The sequence below is a fragment of the Streptomyces sp. NPDC040610 genome, assembly GCF_055594065.1.
In genome coordinates this window covers 105,335-122,837 of record NZ_JBVIXA010000015.1, presented here as the reverse complement: position 1 = coordinate 122,837, position 17,503 = coordinate 105,335, and the positions used below count along the sequence as shown (strand labels likewise).

General features: G+C 73.3%; 16 protein-coding genes. 12 read left to right on the top strand and 4 right to left on the bottom strand.

What is annotated here, in order from left to right; genetic code table 11:
* Nucleotides 1-172: 172 nt before the first annotated feature.
* Nucleotides 173-1,309: a 4-hydroxy-3-methylbut-2-enyl diphosphate reductase gene (locus ACZ6AA_RS35265; protein ID WP_471462530.1), complete on the bottom strand. Its 1,137-nt coding sequence runs from the start codon at nt 1,307-1,309 to the stop codon at nt 173-175.
* A gap of 189 nt (nt 1,310-1,498) precedes the next feature.
* A complete protein-coding gene (locus tag ACZ6AA_RS35260) occupies nt 1,499-2,887 on the bottom strand; it encodes a hypothetical protein (RefSeq protein ID WP_468460674.1) in 1,389 nt (462 codons plus the stop codon).
* 220 nt (nt 2,888-3,107) lie between these two features.
* On the opposite strand from ACZ6AA_RS35260, the gene ACZ6AA_RS35255 reads away from it, so the two are divergent.
* From ACZ6AA_RS35255 to ACZ6AA_RS35225, 7 genes are read left to right on the top strand one after another with little or no spacing between them, the layout of a single operon-like run.
* A complete protein-coding gene (locus tag ACZ6AA_RS35255) occupies nt 3,108-4,091 on the top strand; it encodes an acyltransferase domain-containing protein (protein WP_468460676.1) in 984 nt (327 codons plus the stop codon).
* A 29-nt stretch (nt 4,092-4,120) separates the two neighbouring features.
* Nucleotides 4,121-5,971 (top strand): acyl-CoA dehydrogenase, encoded by a 1,851-nt coding sequence (locus ACZ6AA_RS35250; RefSeq protein WP_468483341.1) that lies wholly within the window; start codon nt 4,121-4,123, stop codon nt 5,969-5,971.
* Entirely contained in the window at nt 5,968-7,062 is a 1,095-nt protein-coding gene (locus tag ACZ6AA_RS35245; protein ID WP_471462528.1) for a 3-oxoacyl-ACP synthase III family protein, read from the top strand. The genes ACZ6AA_RS35250 and ACZ6AA_RS35245 overlap by 4 nt, the downstream gene beginning before the upstream one ends.
* The gene (locus ACZ6AA_RS35240) at nt 7,059-7,901 is read left to right on the top strand and encodes an SDR family NAD(P)-dependent oxidoreductase (protein ID WP_468460682.1); all 843 of its coding nucleotides are present in this window, start codon (nt 7,059-7,061) and stop codon (nt 7,899-7,901) included. Before ACZ6AA_RS35245 ends, ACZ6AA_RS35240 begins: the two co-directional genes overlap by 4 nt.
* Nucleotides 7,898-9,031, top strand: coding sequence for a beta-ketoacyl-ACP synthase III (locus tag ACZ6AA_RS35235; protein ID WP_468460684.1), 1,134 nt, complete (start codon nt 7,898-7,900; stop codon nt 9,029-9,031). The genes ACZ6AA_RS35240 and ACZ6AA_RS35235 overlap by 4 nt, the downstream gene beginning before the upstream one ends.
* Nucleotides 9,004-9,267: an acyl carrier protein gene (locus ACZ6AA_RS35230; protein ID WP_468460686.1), complete on the top strand. Its 264-nt coding sequence runs from the start codon at nt 9,004-9,006 to the stop codon at nt 9,265-9,267. The genes ACZ6AA_RS35235 and ACZ6AA_RS35230 overlap by 28 nt, the downstream gene beginning before the upstream one ends.
* Nucleotides 9,264-10,505: a beta-ketoacyl-[acyl-carrier-protein] synthase family protein gene (locus tag ACZ6AA_RS35225; RefSeq protein ID WP_468460688.1), complete on the top strand. Its 1,242-nt coding sequence runs from the start codon at nt 9,264-9,266 to the stop codon at nt 10,503-10,505. The genes ACZ6AA_RS35230 and ACZ6AA_RS35225 overlap by 4 nt, the downstream gene beginning before the upstream one ends.
* An 18-nt stretch (nt 10,506-10,523) precedes the next feature.
* On the opposite strand, the gene ACZ6AA_RS35220 is transcribed toward ACZ6AA_RS35225, so the two are convergent.
* Entirely contained in the window at nt 10,524-11,411 is an 888-nt protein-coding gene (locus tag ACZ6AA_RS35220) for an NAD(P)-dependent oxidoreductase (RefSeq protein WP_471462525.1), read from the bottom strand.
* Nucleotides 11,412-11,487: 76 nt separating this feature from the next.
* Between ACZ6AA_RS35220 and ACZ6AA_RS35215 the strand changes: the two genes are divergently transcribed.
* The 3 genes from ACZ6AA_RS35215 to ACZ6AA_RS35205 all read left to right on the top strand — a co-directional run bounded on the left by ACZ6AA_RS35215 (nt 11,488) and on the right by ACZ6AA_RS35205 (nt 15,682).
* Nucleotides 11,488-11,838 (top strand): winged helix-turn-helix transcriptional regulator, encoded by a 351-nt coding sequence (locus ACZ6AA_RS35215; RefSeq protein ID WP_468460692.1) that lies wholly within the window; start codon nt 11,488-11,490, stop codon nt 11,836-11,838.
* Nucleotides 11,839-12,111: 273 nt separating this feature from the next.
* Entirely contained in the window at nt 12,112-13,188 is a 1,077-nt protein-coding gene (locus ACZ6AA_RS35210; protein ID WP_471462523.1) for an LLM class flavin-dependent oxidoreductase, read from the top strand.
* 121 nt (nt 13,189-13,309) lie between these two features.
* On the top strand, nt 13,310-15,682 hold the full coding sequence (locus tag ACZ6AA_RS35205; RefSeq protein ID WP_471462522.1) for an ATP-binding cassette domain-containing protein: 2,373 nt from the start codon (nt 13,310-13,312) through the stop codon (nt 15,680-15,682).
* Between the two features lie 58 nt (nt 15,683-15,740).
* Here the strand turns inward: ACZ6AA_RS35205 and ACZ6AA_RS35200 are convergent, their stop codons facing one another.
* Nucleotides 15,741-15,983 (bottom strand): hypothetical protein, encoded by a 243-nt coding sequence (locus ACZ6AA_RS35200; RefSeq protein ID WP_468460698.1) that lies wholly within the window; start codon nt 15,981-15,983, stop codon nt 15,741-15,743.
* Between the two features lie 86 nt (nt 15,984-16,069).
* Between ACZ6AA_RS35200 and ACZ6AA_RS35195 the strand changes: the two genes are divergently transcribed.
* Both ACZ6AA_RS35195 and ACZ6AA_RS35190 read left to right on the top strand, forming a co-directional pair.
* Nucleotides 16,070-16,327: a winged helix-turn-helix transcriptional regulator gene (locus ACZ6AA_RS35195; protein ID WP_471462596.1), complete on the top strand. Its 258-nt coding sequence runs from the start codon at nt 16,070-16,072 to the stop codon at nt 16,325-16,327.
* Between the two features lie 118 nt (nt 16,328-16,445).
* Nucleotides 16,446-17,462: an MBL fold metallo-hydrolase gene (locus ACZ6AA_RS35190; RefSeq protein WP_471462520.1), complete on the top strand. Its 1,017-nt coding sequence runs from the start codon at nt 16,446-16,448 to the stop codon at nt 17,460-17,462.
* The last annotated feature ends 41 nt before the right edge of the window (nt 17,463-17,503 follow it).

Genomic DNA, 17,503 nt, shown 5'->3' with positions numbered 1-17,503 from the left:
CGCATCCTGCCGCACGCGGGCTGCCTTAGGTCCGGGGCCGGGGCACCTTAGGGCCTGTCCGGCGGGCCCCGGGGTGACTCATTGCCGACAGCGGATGGCCCTCTGGCCGACGCCTGCCACCGGCTCATGGCGGAGCGACGTGACCGCCCTCGCCGCCCGCGCCGCGAGTGGATCATCTCGCCGCGATCCGCCGGGCCGCGTCGTGGGACGGCTCGGGGTACGAGCGGACCTCGCGGCGGACGTGGCTCGCCGGTCCCAGGCCGTCCAGGGCCTGGCCGACCTCCCGTCGGCTCCGCCCGTCCGGTGTCACGTCCAGCAAGGCGATCGTCGCACCGTCGATGTCGCCGGGGCGCAGATTCGCCAGCTCGGTGACGTCGCGGACCCGTACGCGGGCCGCGGCGGCCTGTGTGATCGCGTTCCTGACCGCGGGGGCGGAAGCCTGGCCCGCGACCAGCAGCGTGTCGGACTGGGCCAGCGTCGAGGCGACGACCGTGTGCAGATCGTCCATGGTGTAGCACCATTCCCGCGGATGCTGGCCGCGCAGCCGGGGGCAGCGTCGGCGCAACACGTGCAGGATCTCGGTCACCGCGGACACGACGGCACCGGGGGCGACGACGAATGCCAGGCGGTCGGGGTCGGCGAGGGCGACGAACTCCGCTTCGTGCGGGGTCCGTACCAGGACGGCGCTTCCCCCGAGGGTCTGCGCCGACCATGCCCCGGCGCCGACGGCCGGTACCCCCACGACGACCACCTGGTCCCCCTGGTCCAGGAACCGGCGCACGGCGCGGTGCGCGTGCGCGGCCGCGGGGCACGGGACATCGGCGGGGCAGCCGCACGGCTGCCCCGGGCCGCGGGGACCGTCGGTCGTCTGCGGCGGCACCGCGGAGCCGGGCGTGCGAGGTCCCCCGGCAGCGCCCCCGGCCGTCGGTGCGACCACGTACAGCACCCGGCGTGTGCGCAGTACGGCTCGCCAGGACTCGATCTGTCGGCGTGCGAAGGCGATCGCGGCGGGGTCGTCGCCGCGCGCGGCGAGGGCGAGGCCGCGATGCCCGCCTTCCGGCTTCTCGTAGGAGACGGTGAAGACCATGGTCGGCGCCTCCGGGAGGGCGTCCCACAGGTCGGTGTCCGGTAAGCAGAGGCTGTTGGCGGTGAGGCCCGCTCGCCGGGCATGCGCGGCGAGCAGGTGGTGGGCCGGGCAGTCGACCAGGCCGCGCGTGGGGTGCTTGAAGGATCTGGCCACGACGAGCGCGCCCTGGGTGATGTGCAGGGTGGTCGAGTGAAGTACTTCGGAGAGGACGCTTCGGTTCATCTTCCTGGTGGGGGTCGCAGGAACATACGTAGGTGAGTCACAGGAACAGACGTAGGTGATGGGGGTGGGTGCAGGAGAGGCCGCGACCACCATCCAACAGGCCGGAATCGCCTCCTATCCACCTTGGTTTCCGATTTCACCCTGCTGGGGCAGCGGAGGCAGAGCGGAGCGGCGCCCCGCCCGGATCGCTCACGGAACGCGTCCGGGACGGCGCGTGCGGTCGCCGCCGCGACTGCCGCCACGGCGCATCTCGCGTGACCGCGCCAGGAGCGCCGCGGCGGCGGGGTGCGTGGCGTTGGGCCGGAGCGCCGCGATCAGGGCACGCAACCGGTCGTCGGCGCGAGCACTGCGTACCTGGGGATGCACATCGAGGAAGTCGCGCCAGGTCCGGCACGCCTGCTCGAGGTGACCGGCCGCCAGCTGGACCTCGGCCAGTTCGGCGAGGCCGAGGGCACCGGACCGGCGTTCGTCGACCGGGCGGGACCGTAGAGACAGGCCGAGTGCCCGGGTGGCCGCGCGGTTGTCACCCAGGCTTCTGGCCACGGCGGCGTGCTGAAGGGCCAGGGAGCCGTGGTGGAAGGCACCGACCGGTGAGGCGCTGGACGACGACTTTTCCAGGCACCGTTCGGCCGCGGCCAGCAGCCGGCTGGCGCGGGTGCCGCCGAGCCCTACCTCGGCGACCGCCAACTGACCGAAGAGGAACGCCTGTTGGTGCGGCGGTACGTGACGTGCGCCCGTGCGCACGGAGGCTTCGGCCAGGCGCTGGGCTTCGGTGAAGTGCCCCAGAGCGTGGGCCTGCACGCTCAGTCCGCGCAGACCGAGCGCGTGTCCGACCGGGTCTCCCGCCTCGCGGGCGAGTTCGATGCTGGTGAGGTAGAGGCGTTGCGCGGCGGCATGGCGGTTCATGTCGAAGTGGGTGAACGCGCAGAGGTAGGTGAGCTGGGCGGCCACGGTGAACAACTCGCGCCGGACGGCGGGCTTCATGGCGCACCTGAGCCAGGGAAGCAGCGTCGTCGAGAGGAACAGGCGCAGTGGTTCGCGTACCGGCCCGGCCCCGAAGGAGGCGTCGGCTCGGGAGAAGAGGGCGAGCAGTTCCCTGGCGGAGGCCACGTGGGCGCTGCCGACGCGCGCCGGCGGGGCGGCCGTGGACGCGCTCAGGCCTGTCGAGGGCAGTGGTCCGTGCGGGACGGCCAGCGCCGCGAGCGAGTAGGCGCCGAGGAGTGCGACGCTGCGCCGACCGGTGTCGCGCAGTACCCGGTCGAGGCGTTCCACGGCGCTCCCTTCACCCGGCGGTGTCCCGACGCCGTGGTCCCACGGTCCGGTGCCGAGCAGGCCGGTGTCCTCCGCTCGGACGGTCCTGCCGAGGTGCCGGGAGAGGGCCTCCGCGACGAGCTCGGGCACGGGTGGGCGCGGGCGGCTGCCGGCCAGCCAGTGGGCGACCGCGGTGCGGTCGTAGTGGCGTGGGGTTCCCTGGGCCGCGCCGAGCGCGTTGACCTGGCGCGCCAGGTGGGCACCGGTCCATCCGGCTTCGGCCAGGAGGACGCGCAGGGCCTGGTTCGGTGTACGGGGCGATCGCACGCTCCTTTAACTGTCCCACTTCGCCGTGCGTCAGTACCGGCGTTCAACACGCGCATGTGTTCAACAGGTTTGCCTCCCGCATAGCCACTGGAAGCGCTTTCGGGCGTGCAGGCTCAGGGTGTGCCTCCATGGGCGGCCGCGCACAGTGCGCACGGGTCGAGCACGCGTCGCGGCCGTACGCCCCTTGTGCACAGCTGACCTGTCCGAACGGAAGGGTGAGATGTACACCAGCACCGCGCTCAGACCGGGGCGTCCGTCCGACTGGCGGCGTTCCGTCCATCTGTTCCCAGGGCAAGGGGACTTCTCCGTCAGCGCTCTGGTACGTGCCGCCCGCGCCGACGGCGGCGTGCTCTGCGTCGTCCGTCAGGTCTTCCAGGAGGTCGACGACATCGCGGTGGCGCGCGGTGTGCGGCCGCTCGGCCCCTGGCTGCTGGGACCGAATCCCCCCAACGGCAGGGAGCTCGCGCACGAGGCCACCGGCGTGGCTCAACTCGTCCTGTTCGGCGCGTCCGTGGCGGTCCACGAGGCACTGTGCGCCGCCTATGGAGCGCCGTCGGCCGCCGTCGGCGTGAGCTTCGGCGAGATCGCCGCCCTGACCGCCGCCGGAGTCCTCAGCGTCCACGACGGCGCACACGCGGCCCATGATCTCGCGCTTGTGCTCGCCTCCTGCCCCGGCGGACTGACCCTGCTCTCCTGCCCGGAGCCCACCGCCCGGCGTCTGCTGGAGCGGGCGGGGGCGGCGGACGCGGTGGTGGCCGTGGTCAACGACGACCGGTCGGTGGTGGTGGCCGGGCCCGTGCCCGACCTGGTCCGTGTCGAGAGGACGGCCGCGGACTCGGACGTGCCCGCCGCACGGCTGCGCCTGCCGTTCTCCTCCCACCACCCGTCGTTCGCCGTGCAGGCCGAGGCGTTCGCCACCTCACTGCGCGCCCGCACCTGGTCCGAGGCCCGCTTCCCGGTGTACTCCGCCGTGGCCGGGCGCCCCTACCGTCCGGACGACGACCTGGCGCGATGCCTGGCCGACTGCCTGGTACGGCCTGCCGTCGTGCCCGCTGTCCTGCGCCGGGCGGCCCGGCATCTCCCGGACGTCGTCTTCGAAGCGGGAACGGGGAACGCCCTGGCCTCCAGCGCCCGCAGGGTGCTGTCCGCGGACACCGCACCACCCGTCCACGCGCCCCTCGCGGAACCCGACTTCCCCTGGTGACCCCCGCTCCCCGACCTGGAGAACCAGCGATGCCCCTCGCGTCCCTGCCTGTGGCCACCCATGACGAGATCCAACGACTGCTCCACGGCCCTTGCGACTCCTCCTTCCTCTCCTCACTGCACAAGGCGCTCGCCGCCGCCTGCGCTCCCGGCGCCGCGAAGGGCGATGGCGGCCAACTGCTGCACCAGCTCCGGCTGCTGGGTGCGACCCTGCCGACGGCGGACCGTCTCCTCGACCATCCGGCGCGGCTGACCGCCGTCCACGCCTGGGCCGCGGTCGCCGACCCGTCCCTGTGCCTTGCGGCCCTGGTCCACCACCTGCTCTGCCTGGGGTCCATGGCCCAACTCGCCGACGGCCAGGGTCAACACCTGGGGCCGCGCATGGAGGCGCTGCGGGCGGGCCGGGCCAAGGGCGTCTACCTGATCACCGAGGTCGGCCGGGCCAACAGCCACCTCGCCACCCGGACGCGTGCGGAACTCGACCGGGACACAGGTGCGTTCGTCCTGCACACACCGGACCCGCAGGCCGCCAAGTTCGGCAGCGCCGGAACCCTGCACGTACCGCAGACGGCCGTGGTGCTCGCGCGCCTGGTCACGGACGGAACCGACCGCGGGACCTTCGCGTTCGTGGTCGATCTCACCGACGACGAGGGGCTGCTGCCCGGCGTCGAGGTCTCCTCGCCGCTCGGCCTGGGCGCACTGCCCCTCGACTACGTCCTGGTGCGCTTTCATCACGTCCGGGTCCCGTACGCCGACTGGCTGGCCGACGGCGCGAGCATCGGAGCCGACGGCACGTTCCACGACCCGGCCGGGTCGGACGAGCGGCGTCTGCAGCGCACCCTGCGTGTGGGGCAGGGACTGTGGGCGACCATGCCCGCGGTCGCGGCCGCGACCGCACGCCAGTCGTCCGTACAGGCCGTCAACTACGCGCGGCAGCGCCGCACTCAGGGGAGGCTGGCGCCCGGCGTCCCGTTGCTCGCGTACCGGACCCAGCAGCGCGCCGTGCTGGGGGCGCTGGCCGACGCGTTCGCCCTGACGTGCGCCGCCGCGGGGGCGCGTGCCCTGTGGGCGGAGTCCCTCGCGGCCCCTGCCGCCCCGGCCGGTGACGGAGTCGGGGCGATGGGGTTCTCGCCGTGGGCCGCCGTCAGCCGCCCGCTGGCCGCGTACAAGGCGGCCGCGGTCCGGCTGGCCGCCCGGGTCGCGGCCGACTGCCAGAGCCGCTGCGGCTTCTCCGGGCACCTCGATGTGAACGGCCTGGCCGCGTACCACGGCTTCCACCACGCCTTCGACGCGGCCGGCGGGGACAGCCGGCTCATCTTCTACGACATCGGCCGCGCCCTGGTCGAAGCAGGGGGACCGGCTCCAGAGGCAGCCCTGTCGGCATCACCCGCGTCCCCGCACTGGTGGCCCGCGACCGTGCGGCGGCATCGAGGCAGCCTGACCCGACGCCTGTCGGAGCAGGTGCGCGCCACTGACCCGAGCGCCCCGTTCGACGCCTGGAACCCGCTCCTTGAGGACGTCGGCCTCCTCGGCGAGGTCTACGCGACCGCGCTCGTGGCCGAGGACGTCACGCGAACGCTGGACGGGGTGCGCGACCGCGACCTGGCACAGGCCCTTGGGCCGCTGGCGGCCCTGCACGGCGTCATGGCCGCGCGCCGCTGGGCAGGTTCACTCCTCGCTCACGAGACGCTTCGACCGGCGGACATCCAGGCCCTGTCCGCCGTCGCCGACGATCTGTGCGACGCGGTCGGACCTCATCTGCCGCTGCTGACGGAGGCGTTCGCCCATCCCGATGACGTGGTGGGCTCCCCGCTGGCCGCCACGGACTACGACACCGCGCTGCGGGCCACGCTCACCTGGACCCGAGGAGGTACGCGATGACGTACGAGCGCCGAATCGGCGTCCTCGGCATGGGCGCCCATCTCCCGCCGACCGTACGCACCAACGCCGAGGTCGCCGAGGGCGCCGGTGTGACGGCGAAGTGGATCGGCGAACGCACCGGTGTCCTCAAACGCCACGTGGCCGGACCGGACGAGGCGGCCTCCGACCTGGCGGCGCACGCCGTCCGGTCGGCGGCCGAGGCCGCGGGCATCGACATCGCCGACATCGGGCTGCTGGTCTGCGGCACCTCGACCCCCGACGAACTGGGACCGTCGACCGCCTGCCGGATCCAGACCCTGGTGGGTGCCTCCGGTGCCGTCGCCCTCGACGTCAGCGCCGCCTGCTCGGGCTGGCTCTTCGCGGCCAAGGTGGCGCACGACTGGCTGCGCGGTACCGAGGGGATCCGGTACGCGGCCGTGGTGGGCGTCGAGACGTACTCGAAGTTCCTCGACCCGGCGGACCGGGGCACCGCCGTCCTGTTCGCCGACGGCGCCGCGGCGGCCGTCCTGGGACCGGTGGCCGACTCCCAGGGGTTCACGGACTTCAGCCTCGGCTCCGACGGCGCCCTGGCCGACCGGGTCCTCATCCCTGCGGGCGGCAGCCGCCTTCCGGCGAGCGCGGCCACGCTCGCAGGCCGCGACCACTGCATCCGCATGGACGGCCGCACCATCGGCCGGTTCATCACCGACGTCTTCCCCAGGCTGATCACCGATGCGCTGGAACGCGGCGGGCTGGCCATCGGGGATGTCGACTGCGTCGTCGCCCACCAGCCCAACCCCGTACTGCTGCGGCGGATCGGCGCCGACCTCGGCATCCCCGCCGACCGTTTGGTGGTCGTCGGCGACGAGGTCGGCAACATCGGTGCCGCGAGCACGCCGTACGCGCTCGCCCGCGCCGCCGCCCGAGGACAGTTGGGGCCCGGCGACCGCGTCCTGCTGGCCGTCTTCGGCGCCGGCATGACCTGGGGCAGCGCGCTCCTCACCTGGAGCGGGGCCCGCGCCGTCACCCCGGAGTCGGCCGCCGCACCCGTCTCCACCACGACCGCGACCTTCGCCGCACCGGCGCCCGAATCCGAAGGAGTCCCTCGATGAACGCCATGGACCTGTTCCGCCTGGACGGCGCCCGCGCGCTGGTGACAGGCGCCTCCCGGGGCATCGGCAAGGCCGTCGCCGAAGCCCTGGCCGACGCGGGCTGCGAGCTGGCGGTGACCGCCCGGACGCTGCCCGCCCTCGAAGGCACCGTACGGGCGGTCGAGGACCGGGGCCGCAAGGCCGTGGCCCTCTCCGGGGACTTCGGGGAGCCGGGCGTCGCGGCCGACCTCGTCGACGGGGCGGCCGCCGCACTGGGCGGCCTGGACGTCGTCGTCCACAACGCGGGCACCCTCCCGACGGCAGCGGACGGAAGCCCTCTCCTGACACCGCTCCAGAACAGCCGTCAGCAGGACTGGGACACCGTCGTCACCGTCAACCTCAACGCGACGGCCGCGGTGTGCCGGGCCGCCCACCCCCACCTGGCCGACTCGGGCCGCGCCAGTCTGGTCCTGATGTCCTCCGTCGCCGGACTCGTCGGCACCCCGATGATGGAGGCGTACGCCGCCACCAAGGCGGCCCAGCTCTCCCTCGCCCGCAGCCTCGCGGTCGGCTGGGCGCGTCAGGGAGTCCGCGTCAACGCCCTGTGTCCTGGCTGGACGCGCACCGACATGACCGCCTTCGCCAGTGGGGCCGGGGCGCTCTCGGACTGGCTGACCAGCCATGTGCCGCTCGGCCGCTGGGCAACCGTGGACGAGGTGGTCGGGGCCACGCTCTTCCTCGCCTCCCCGGCCTCGTCGTTCGTGACCGGGCACGCGCTCGTCGTCGACGGCGGCCTTGCCGTACCCGACGGCGGCCTGGCCGGGCATCCCAAGCCCCCCTCGCCGTTCGCCGCTGCATGAACGCCGACGAGCGAGCGCTCGTGCGCCCGGCTCCCCCCACTGCGGCCATCACCGGAGTCGGAGCCTGCCTCCCGCCCCGCGTCGTCGACAACGACACGGTCGTCGCACGCGGGGCCCTTCGCACGGACGACGCCTGGATCCGCGACCGCACGGGCATCGCGCGCCGACGTCACGCGGACCCCGCAACCAGCACCGGCGACCTGGCCGTCGGCGCGGGGCGTGCGGCCCTCGCCTCCGCCGGGGACCACCGCCCCGAGATGCTCCTGCTGGCCACCGGCACACCCGACCACCCCTGCCCCGCCACAGCTCCGTCCGTCGCCCACCGGCTGGGGCTGGGCCACATCCCCGCCTTCGACATCTCGGCCGTCTGCTCCGGTTTTCTGTACGCCCTGGCCACGGCCACGGCTCTCGTCCGCAGCGCCACCTGCTCCACGGTCCTGGTGATCGCCGCCGACACCTACACCAGCATCGTCGATCCCACGGACCGGGAGACCGCGCCGATCTTCGGGGACGGGGCAGGGGCCGTGCTGTTGGGTCCGGGCACCCGGGACGCCCCCGGAGCCGTCACGGCCGTCGACCTCGGAGCCGACGGCAGCGGCAGCGACCTCATCACCGTCCCGTACGGCGGATCCCGCCATCCGCACCACCTGCCGCCGCCCGAACCGGACGCACGCTACTTCCACATGCGGGGGCGCGCGGTCTACGCCCACGCGGTCCGCCGGATGACCCAGTCCGCGGGCTCGGCCCTCCGCCGAGCCGACTGGGCGCCGGACACCGTGCGGGCCTTCGTCGGCCACCAGGCCAACCAGCGCATCCTGGACTCCGTCGGCGACCGCCTCGGCATCGCCCCCGCCCACCGGTTCGGCAACATCGGCGAACTCGGCAACACCGCGGCCGCCTCCATCCCCCTGGTCCTGGCCGATCCCGCCGTCCACCGAGCCGTCGCCCCCGGCGAACGGTCGCTCCTGACCGCCTTCGGCGGCGGGCTCACCTGGGCCTCCGTCGCGCTGAAGTGGCCCGCCGCCGTCCCCCGGTCCGAAGCACCGCCCACCGACCTGGACACCACGCCCCTGTGCACGCCCGACCTCTCAAGGAGCCATCCGTGGACCCCGTCTACGACCACCTCGTGACCCTCATCCGCGACAAGTTCGAGGTCGACGCCGACCGCATCCGCCCCGACGCCACCCTCGCCGACCTGGACCTGGACTCCCTCGCCGTGGTGGAGCTGTACGTCACGCTCCAGGAGGAGTGGGGGATCCCGCTCGACGACTCCGCCGCCGTCGCCGACCGCACCGTCGCCGACGTGGCCCGTTCGGTGACCTCGCTCCTGGACGCGCCGGCGTCCGGACGCGAGGCCGTGCAGTGAGCGTCCGGACGCGAGGCCGTCCGGGGAGCGGGAGAATCGCCGTCACCGGCGTCGGTCTGGTGACACCGGCAGGGGTGGGAGTCCGACCCACCTGGGAGACCGTGTGCGCGGGTCGGCCCACCGCCCAGGCCGACCCCGCCCTGAGCGGCGGCCCGGTGACCATGTCGTGCCGGGTACCGCCCATGGAACGCGGGCGGGGGCGGCTCTGGCGCTTCGACCCCGGCATGCGCTTCCTGCTGACCGCCGCCCGAGAGGCCCTCGACGCGGCCCGCCTGGACCCCGCCGCGTGGGATCCCACGCGCGTGGCCGTGGTCGTCGGCACCGCGGCGGGCGGCATCGGCACCCTCGAGACCCAGCACCGCAAGCTGCTCACCACCGGCCACGGCGTCGTTTCGCCCATGACGCTGCCCGCCTTCCTCCCGAACATGACGGCCGGCCATCTCGCCCTCGAACTCGGCGTCACCGGCCCCTCCCTGCAGACCTCCACGGCCTGCGCCTCGGGAGCCACGGCCCTCATCACCGCCGGACTGCTCCTGAACTCCGGGGCCTGCGACATCGCCCTCGCGGGCGGTACCGACGCCATGGTCACGCCCCTGTGTGCCGCCGCCTTCGCCAAGATGGGCGCGCTGTCCCCCCGGAGCCACGATCCCGGCAGCGCCTCACGCCCCTTCGACAGGGACCGGGACGGATTCGTCCTCGGCGAGGGGTGCGGAATGCTCGTCCTGGAGCGCGAGCGGCACGCGGCCTCCCGCGCCGCCCGTCCGCTGGCGTTCATCGCGGGCCACGGCAGCACCAGCGACTCCCACCACCCCACGGCACCGCACCCCGAAGGGGCGGGGCTGCGAGCCGCGACCCGCACAGCCCTGGAGCAGACGGGGGCCGGACCGGACGACGTCGACCACATCAACGCCCACGGCACCAGCACGCCCCTCAACGACAGCGTGGAGGCCACCGTGATCCGGGAGCTCTATCCCCGCAGGCCGCCGTCGGTGACATCTGCCAAGGGAGTTCTGGGACACACCATGGGGGCCGCGGGAGCCATCGAGGCCGCCCTCACCGTGCTGAGCATCGTCGGCGGCACGGTGCCACCGACCGCCAACTTCACCGCACCGGACGACAGCACCACCGGCATCGACATCGTGACGACGGCCGCCCGGGCGCAACCCGTACGCCTGGCACTCAGCCACTCCCTGGGCTTCGGCGGACACAACACGGTCCTGGCGTTCGCCGCGGCCTGAGACGTGGCTCGATTCCTGTCAGCGACGGCCCAGCAGTTCGGCGACCCGTATGAACCCTTCGGCACCGTGGCCCTGTCCGATGGCGCGGCGGGCCAGGCCTTCCGCCGCGCGCATCACGCCCGCGTCGATGCCATGGGCCTCGGAGGTGTGGACGATATGAGCCATGGACGACGCGACTGAGGTGAGCGGGCTGCCCTCGGCGGAGGCCGTTCCGTTGTCCACCTCCACCGACAGCCCTTCGAAGATGGGCGGGAGGATGTCGCCGATCCCCTTGGCGAACGGCGCCAGCTCACGCGCGGTGATCCCTTCCGCCCGTGCCACCGCCACGGCGTGGGCATAGCCCGCCATGGCGGTCCAGAAGATGTCGAGCAGCGCGATGTCGTACGCCGCCGCCCGGCCGATGTCCTCGCCGAGGTGGGTGTGGGTGCCGCCCAGCGCCTCAAGGACGGGCCTGTGCTCGTCGTAGAGGTCCTTCGGGCCGCTGTGGATGAACACCCCGGCCGGAGTGCCGATGGTCACCGTCGGCGTCATGATCGCACCGTCCAGATAGCGCACGCCGTGCCGGTCCGCCCATGCCGCGGTGTCCCGGGCCCGGTCCGGTGTGTCCGCGGTCAGGTTGACCACCGTGCGCCCCTTGAGCGCGTCGGTGACGGCCTCGCGCCGCAGAATGGTGTCCACCGCGTCGTAGTTCACCACGCAGACCACCGTCAGCCCGCTCGCGGCGATCGCTTCCTCCACCGACGGGGCGCTGGCCGCGCCCCGCGCGACCAACTCCTGGTCCCGGCCCGGCGTCCGGTTCCAGACCGTGGTGCGCAGACCGGCGTCCAGGAACGCGCCCGCCAGGGCTCGACCCATCGGCCCCAGACCAAGGACGGTGACGGCAGACTGTTCCGTGTGTACGGACATGATTCAACTCCGTAGATAGATATATCGACAACGTGTATTGATGGACGAGCTGTACTGACTGATGAGGGGGACGACCATGACGCGCAGTCGCGCTCTGGACCCGGATGTCTGCGGAGTGACCGCCGCGATCGCGGTGATCGACGGGAAGTGGAAGACCACCCTGCTCTGGCAGTTGGAATCCGGTCCGCGCCGCCCCGGCGAGCTGCGGCGACGGTTGCCGGGCCTCACCGAGAAGGTGCTGACCCAGGCGCTGCGCGAGATGGAGACCGACGGGCTGGTGCACCGGGAGGTCCACGACGGGCTTCCGCTGAAGACCTTCTACTCCCTGACCACGTTCGGCCGGGAACTCTCCGAGGCGTTGGGTCCCGTCTCCGAGTGGGGCCACCGCCGCCTGCAGAAGCTCAGCGACATCCAGTCGGCTTCCTGACGCATCTCGCGATCACCCCGTCTCCCACTCGGCTCCGGTGGCCCCGCGGCCGCCCTTCATCAGGATCACCCCGTTGCCGCACGCCGCCAAGTACCCACAAAAAGGTGGCCACCCCGCCTGGTGAAGGGCTCCGCGGCGCACGGCTGCCGCGGCCGAGCGCCCACGAGGTCCCCGGCACCGCGGAGATCAGAATCACTTTGCCCACCCCGCACACCTGCCGGATCATGGAAGCCGCAGAGGAATTCAGTCGGCCACCACTCCCCCGGAGCACCCGTGCGAGAGCGACAGCAGAGCGATGTGCCGCGGACGGCGGCCCTCGGTGCCGGGGGCGTGCGGTTCTCCGTCCTCGACCGCTCCCGCACCCGTGAGGGGCACGACGGCGCGGAGCCCCTGCGGGACACCGTCGCCCTCGCGCGGGAGCTGGAGGCGCTCGGCTACCACCGCTTCTGGGTGTCCGAGCACCACGGCGTGCCCGGAGTCGCCGGTTCCGCACCGACGGTGCTCGCGGCGGCGGTCGCGGGGGCCACGCGGACGATCCGGGTGGGCACGGGCGGGGTGATGCTGCCGAACCATCAGCCGCTGGTGGTGGCCGAGCAGTTCGGGGTGCTCGAAGCGCTCTTCCCGGGGCGGATCGACATGGGGCTCGGCCGCTCGGTGGGGTTCACGGACGGGGTGCGCAAGGCGCTCGGCCGCGACAAGCACGACGCGGACGACTTCGCGGAGCACCTCACCGAGCTGCTCGGCTGGTTCCGCGGCACCTCGGACACGGGGGTGCACGCGCGTCCGGCCGAGGGCATGCGCGTCCCGCCGTACGTCCTCGCCATCGGCGAGGGGGCCCGGATCGCCGCGGAGGCGGGGCTTCCGATGGTCGTCGGCGACATCAGGGGCCGCGAGAAGATGCTCGCCGCCGTCGACCGCTATCGCGCCGCGTTCCGGCCCTCCGCCTGGTCAAACGAGCCGTACGTGATCATCTCGGGGACCATCGCCGTAGCGGAGTCCGAGGAGGCGGCCCGCCGTCTGCTCATACCCGAGGCCTGGTCGATGGCGTACTCCCGCACGCACGGCACGTTCCCGCCGCTGCCGCCCGCGGAGAGCGTCGAGGAGCGCGCGGCGACGGGCGCGATGACGGAGAAGGAGCGCGGCTTCTACGAGTCGGGGCTGCGCGGGCACATCCACGGCACCGAGGACCAGGTCGCCGCCGAGCTGGAGACGCTACTCAAGGAGAGCGGCGCCCAGGAGGTCCTGGTGACCACGAGCACGTACGACCGCGAGGGTCTGAAGGACTGCTTCCGGCGGCTCGCGCGGGTCGCTGGCCTGCGGGCTCCCGGGACGCTGGCACCCGGGCCCTGACACCGGCCGCCGGGGCTCGCCCCCGGGCCCATGCCCCGCCGCCCGATCCGCCCCGGGGTGCGGATCGGGCCCCGGCCTAGAATCGTGGGGTTTGCCCCCGAGCCCGGTACGGAGCCCGCCCATGCACAGCCGCCCCGCCCACGAGCACGACCCCTTCGTACGGGTCCGGGGTGCCCGCGAGCACAATCTGCGCGGGGTCGACGTGGACGTCCCGCGTGACGTCCTCGCCGTCTTCACCGGCGTCTCCGGCTCCGGGAAGTCCTCGCTCGCCTTCGGGACGATCTACGCGGAGGCGCAGCGGCGCTACTTCGAGTCGGTCGCCCCGTACGCGCGCCGGCTGATCCACCAGGTGGGCGCGCCGAAGGTCGGGGAGATCACCGGGCTGCCGCCCGCCGTGTCGCTCCAGCAGCGGCGCGCGGCGCCGACGTCCCGCTCGTCGGTGGGTACGGTCACGACGCTCTCCAATTCGCTGCGGATGCTGTTCTCGCGCGCGGGCGACTACCCGGAGGGCGCCGAGCGGCTGGACTCCGACGCGTTCTCGCCGAACACCGCGGCCGGGGCCTGCCCCGAGTGCCACGGCCTCGGCAAGGTGCACCGCACGACCGAGGAGCTGCTGGTCCCCGACCCCTCGCTGTCCATCCGCGAGGGCGCGATCGCCGCCTGGCCCGGCGCCTGGCAGGGCAAGAACCTGCGGGACGTGCTCGACACCCTCGGCCATGACGTGGACCGGCCGTGGCGCGAGCTGCCGCGGGCCGACCGCGACTGGATCCTTTTCACCGACGAACAGCCGGTCGTCACGGTCCACCCGGTGCGCGAGGCGGGCCGCATCCAACGCCCCTACCAGGGCACGTACATGAGCGCCCGGCGCTATGTGATGAAGACGTTCTCCGACTCCAAGAGCCAGACGCTGCGCACGAAGGCCGAGCGTTTCCTGGCCAGTGAGCCGTGCCCGGCGTGCGGCGGCAGCAGGCTGCGCCCCGAGGCCATGGCGGTCACGTTCGCGGGCCGCACCATCGCCGAGCTGTCCGCACTGCCGCTCGCGGAGCTGGCCACGTCCCTTGAGGAAGCGGCCGGTTCGGGCTCGGGGGCGGCCGGGGCGGAGACGGCCGGGGTGCTGACCGCCGACCTGCTCGCCCGCATCGGCACCATCACCGAGCTGGGCCTCGGCTACCTCTCCCCCGACCGCGCCACCCCCACCCTCTCGGCGGGCGAACTGCAACGCCTGCGCCTGGCCACGCAGTTGCGCTCCGGCCTGTTCGGTGTCGTGTACGTCCTGGACGAGCCGTCGGCCGGACTGCACCCCGCCGACACGGAGTCCCTGCTCACCGTCCTCGACCGGCTGAAGGCCGCGGGCAACTCGGTGTTCGTGGTCGAGCACCATCTGGACGTGATGCGGCACGCCGACTGGCTCGTCGACGTGGGCCCGCGCGCGGGCGAGCACGGCGGGCAGGTGCTGCACAGCGGGCCGGTGGCGGAGCTGGAGCAGGTGGCGGATTCGGCGACGGCACGCTTCCTCTTCGACCGGACTCCCATGAGAGTACGTCAGGTGCGGGAGCCGCAGGGCTGGTTGAAGGTGGGGCCGGTCTCGCGGCACAACCTGCGGGACGTCACCGCGGAGTTCCCGCTCGGCGCGTTCACCGCCGTCACGGGGGTCTCGGGCTCCGGCAAGTCCACGCTGATCGGGGAGATCACGGAGGACCTCCCCGGGGTGGGCCGTCTGGTGTGCGTCGACCAGAAGCCGATCGGGCGCACACCGCGCTCCAACCTCGCGACCTACACCGGGCTCTTCGACGTCGTCCGCAAGGTCTTCGCCGAGACGGACGAGGCGCGGGCGCGGGGCTACGGCGTGGGCCGCTTCTCCTTCAACGTGGCGGGCGGGCGCTGCGAGACGTGCCAGGGCGAGGGGTTCGTGAGCGTGGAGCTGCTCTTCCTGCCCAGCACGTACGCCCCGTGCCCGGACTGCGGGGGTGCCCGCTACAACCCCGAGACCCTTCAGGTCACCCACGCCGGGCTGACCGTCGCGGACGTCCTCGACCTCACCGTCGAGGCCGCCGTCGACTTCTTCGCCGACACCCCCGCCGTGCTGCGCAGCCTGCGCACGCTCCTCGACGTCGGGCTCGGCTATCTGCGGCTCGGGCAGCCCGCGACGGAGCTTTCCGGCGGGGAGGCCCAGCGGATCAAGCTGGCCAGCGAGTTGCAGCGGGTGCGGCGCGGCCACACCCTCTACCTCCTCGACGAGCCCACCGCCGGGCTGCACCCGGCGGACGTGGAGGTCCTCGTGGGGCGGCTGCACGAGCTGGTCGACGGGGGCAATTCCGTGGCCGTCGTCGAGCACGACATGGCTGTCGCGGCCGGGGCGGACTGGGTGGTGGACCTCGGGCCCGGGGGTGGTGCCGACGGAGGGCGGGTGGTCGCCACGGGGACGCCCGCCGATGTGTCCCGGGCCGCCGGGAGCCGGACAGGGCCGTATCTGGCGCGGGCGTTGGGGCGCTAGTTCGGGGACCTCGACGAGCGCCCGAGTCGGCCCGGGTGCCGCTGGGCGGCGTGCCGGCTCATCGGACAGCCCTGGGCCCCGGCGTGAGGGCCGCCGCATCGGCAGCGATGTCCGCCACGATCCGTCCCGCCGGGGCGACGTCATGGACGAGTCCGGCGCTCTGGCCCGCGTAGAGCGCGAGCGCCTCCACGTCGCCCGCCACCGCGGCCACCAGCTCGGGGGTGACCGCGGACCCGATGGGCGCCTGCAGCACGGGTACCTCGATGCCCAGTCGCCGACACAGCGGCGTGGTCAACGTCATGCGGTCCTCCTCGCGCGGGTGCTTCGGAATTCGAATCACCAGGGGCGTGGGACTCCAGGAGCGCGGGTCCGCAGGAGAGTGGCGCACTGGGGTTCCGTGCCCTGCGCCGACGCTGCGGCGACATGTCGTCCAGCGTGCTGCGTCAACGCCTCGTCGAGCTGATCGAGGCGGGTCTGGTGCACCAGACCCCCGAAGGTCACTACGCCCTCACCGCGCTGGGACGAGGGGCCCACACGGCGCTCAGCCCCCTCGTGGACTGGTCCGTCGCCTGGGCCGACGAACTGGCCACGCACTCCGCCGACCACGAAAACGCTGCCGCCGACGACGCACCGGACACCCTCTAGAAACCAGCGTGCCGCGCCACTCGGAACCGATCCAACCTGCGGCGATATCTCAACTCATATCAATGCGCGACCAATTCACTCTTGGACATGACGATCTGTCACCTGCTTCGCTGCCGTCATGGACATCAACGGGAGATCCTCACGACCAGGCCGCCGCACCCTCCTGCGCGGCGCCGCCCTCGGGGCGGCCACGCCGATGCTTTCGGGGACCGCGCTCGCCGACGACGGGCCGACGGCAAGGCGTACGCGGGGGACGGGCTCCGTCACGTACCGCTGGCTCGGCACCTCGGGGTGGCGGATCGACATCCAGCGAGGGCAGGGGCGGAAGAGACCGGCGGCGGCCACCGTGCTCGTCGACCCCTACATCACCCGCTTCGACACCGGCCTGTTCAACGGCGCCTTCGACCCCGCCACGCGCCTGCGCACCGACAAGCAACTGGTGCGCAGGCACGCGGGCACGCCCGAGGTCATCTGCGTCACGCACACCCACTGGGACCACCTCAACGACGTGCCGTTCCTCGCGCGGGCCACGGGAGCGCGGGTCATCGGGACCGAGACGACGTACCACGTGCTGCGCTCCCTCGGCGTGGACGCGTCGCAGCTCGTCGTCGTCAAGGGCGGTGAGGTGCTCGACTTCGACGGGTACGTGGTGGAGGTCGCGAGTTCGCGGCACAGCCGCAACGCCGCGTACTCCTACTTCGCGCCCGGCACCCTGACCGCGCCGCCCGCGACCGCGCCCCGGACGATCGCGGACCTGCCGGAGGGCGACACGCTGGCCTTCAAGGTGACGCCGGACGGCGCGCCGTCGGCGCTGTTCATGGGGGCGAGCGACTTCGACGAGCGGTCCTTCACGGGGCTCGCGCCGGACCTGGCGATGATCGCGGTGGCGTCGACCGGGTCGACGCACCGCTATGTGCCGCGCCTGCTCGCGGCGCTCGGCCGTCCCGGCGTGGTCGTGCCGGTGCACTGGGACGACTTCGAGAAGCCGCTGAGCGAGCCGCCGCGCAAGGACGGCACGGCCCTCGACGACTTCGTCGCGCGGGTGCGCGAGGCGAGTCCGGAGGCGCGGCTCGTGGTGCCGGACTACGAGACGGTGTACGGGGCGGACCTGCGACCGCGCAGGCCCACCCCCTGACGTACCGTCAGCATGCCGCCCCCGAAGCCCGGTCGGCACAT

Coding starts and splice junctions, on each gene's coding strand:
- ACZ6AA_RS35235 (WP_468460684.1), top strand. CDS start 7,898: ATGAACGCCGACGAGCGAGCGCTCGTGCGCCCGGCTCCCCCCACTGCG.
- ACZ6AA_RS35245 (WP_471462528.1), top strand. CDS start 5,968: ATGACGTACGAGCGCCGAATCGGCGTCCTCGGCATGGGCGCCCATCTC.
- ACZ6AA_RS35215 (WP_468460692.1), top strand. CDS start 11,488: ATGACGCGCAGTCGCGCTCTGGACCCGGATGTCTGCGGAGTGACCGCC.
- ACZ6AA_RS35205 (WP_471462522.1), top strand. CDS start 13,310: ATGCACAGCCGCCCCGCCCACGAGCACGACCCCTTCGTACGGGTCCGG.
- ACZ6AA_RS35255 (WP_468460676.1), top strand. CDS start 3,108: ATGTACACCAGCACCGCGCTCAGACCGGGGCGTCCGTCCGACTGGCGG.
- ACZ6AA_RS35200 (WP_468460698.1), bottom strand. CDS start 15,983: ATGACGTTGACCACGCCGCTGTGTCGGCGACTGGGCATCGAGGTACCC.
- ACZ6AA_RS35265 (WP_471462530.1), bottom strand. CDS start 1,309: ATGAACCGAAGCGTCCTCTCCGAAGTACTTCACTCGACCACCCTGCAC.
- ACZ6AA_RS35240 (WP_468460682.1), top strand. CDS start 7,059: ATGAACGCCATGGACCTGTTCCGCCTGGACGGCGCCCGCGCGCTGGTG.
- ACZ6AA_RS35190 (WP_471462520.1), top strand. CDS start 16,446: ATGGACATCAACGGGAGATCCTCACGACCAGGCCGCCGCACCCTCCTG.
- ACZ6AA_RS35250 (WP_468483341.1), top strand. CDS start 4,121: ATGCCCCTCGCGTCCCTGCCTGTGGCCACCCATGACGAGATCCAACGA.
- ACZ6AA_RS35220 (WP_471462525.1), bottom strand. CDS start 11,411: ATGTCCGTACACACGGAACAGTCTGCCGTCACCGTCCTTGGTCTGGGG.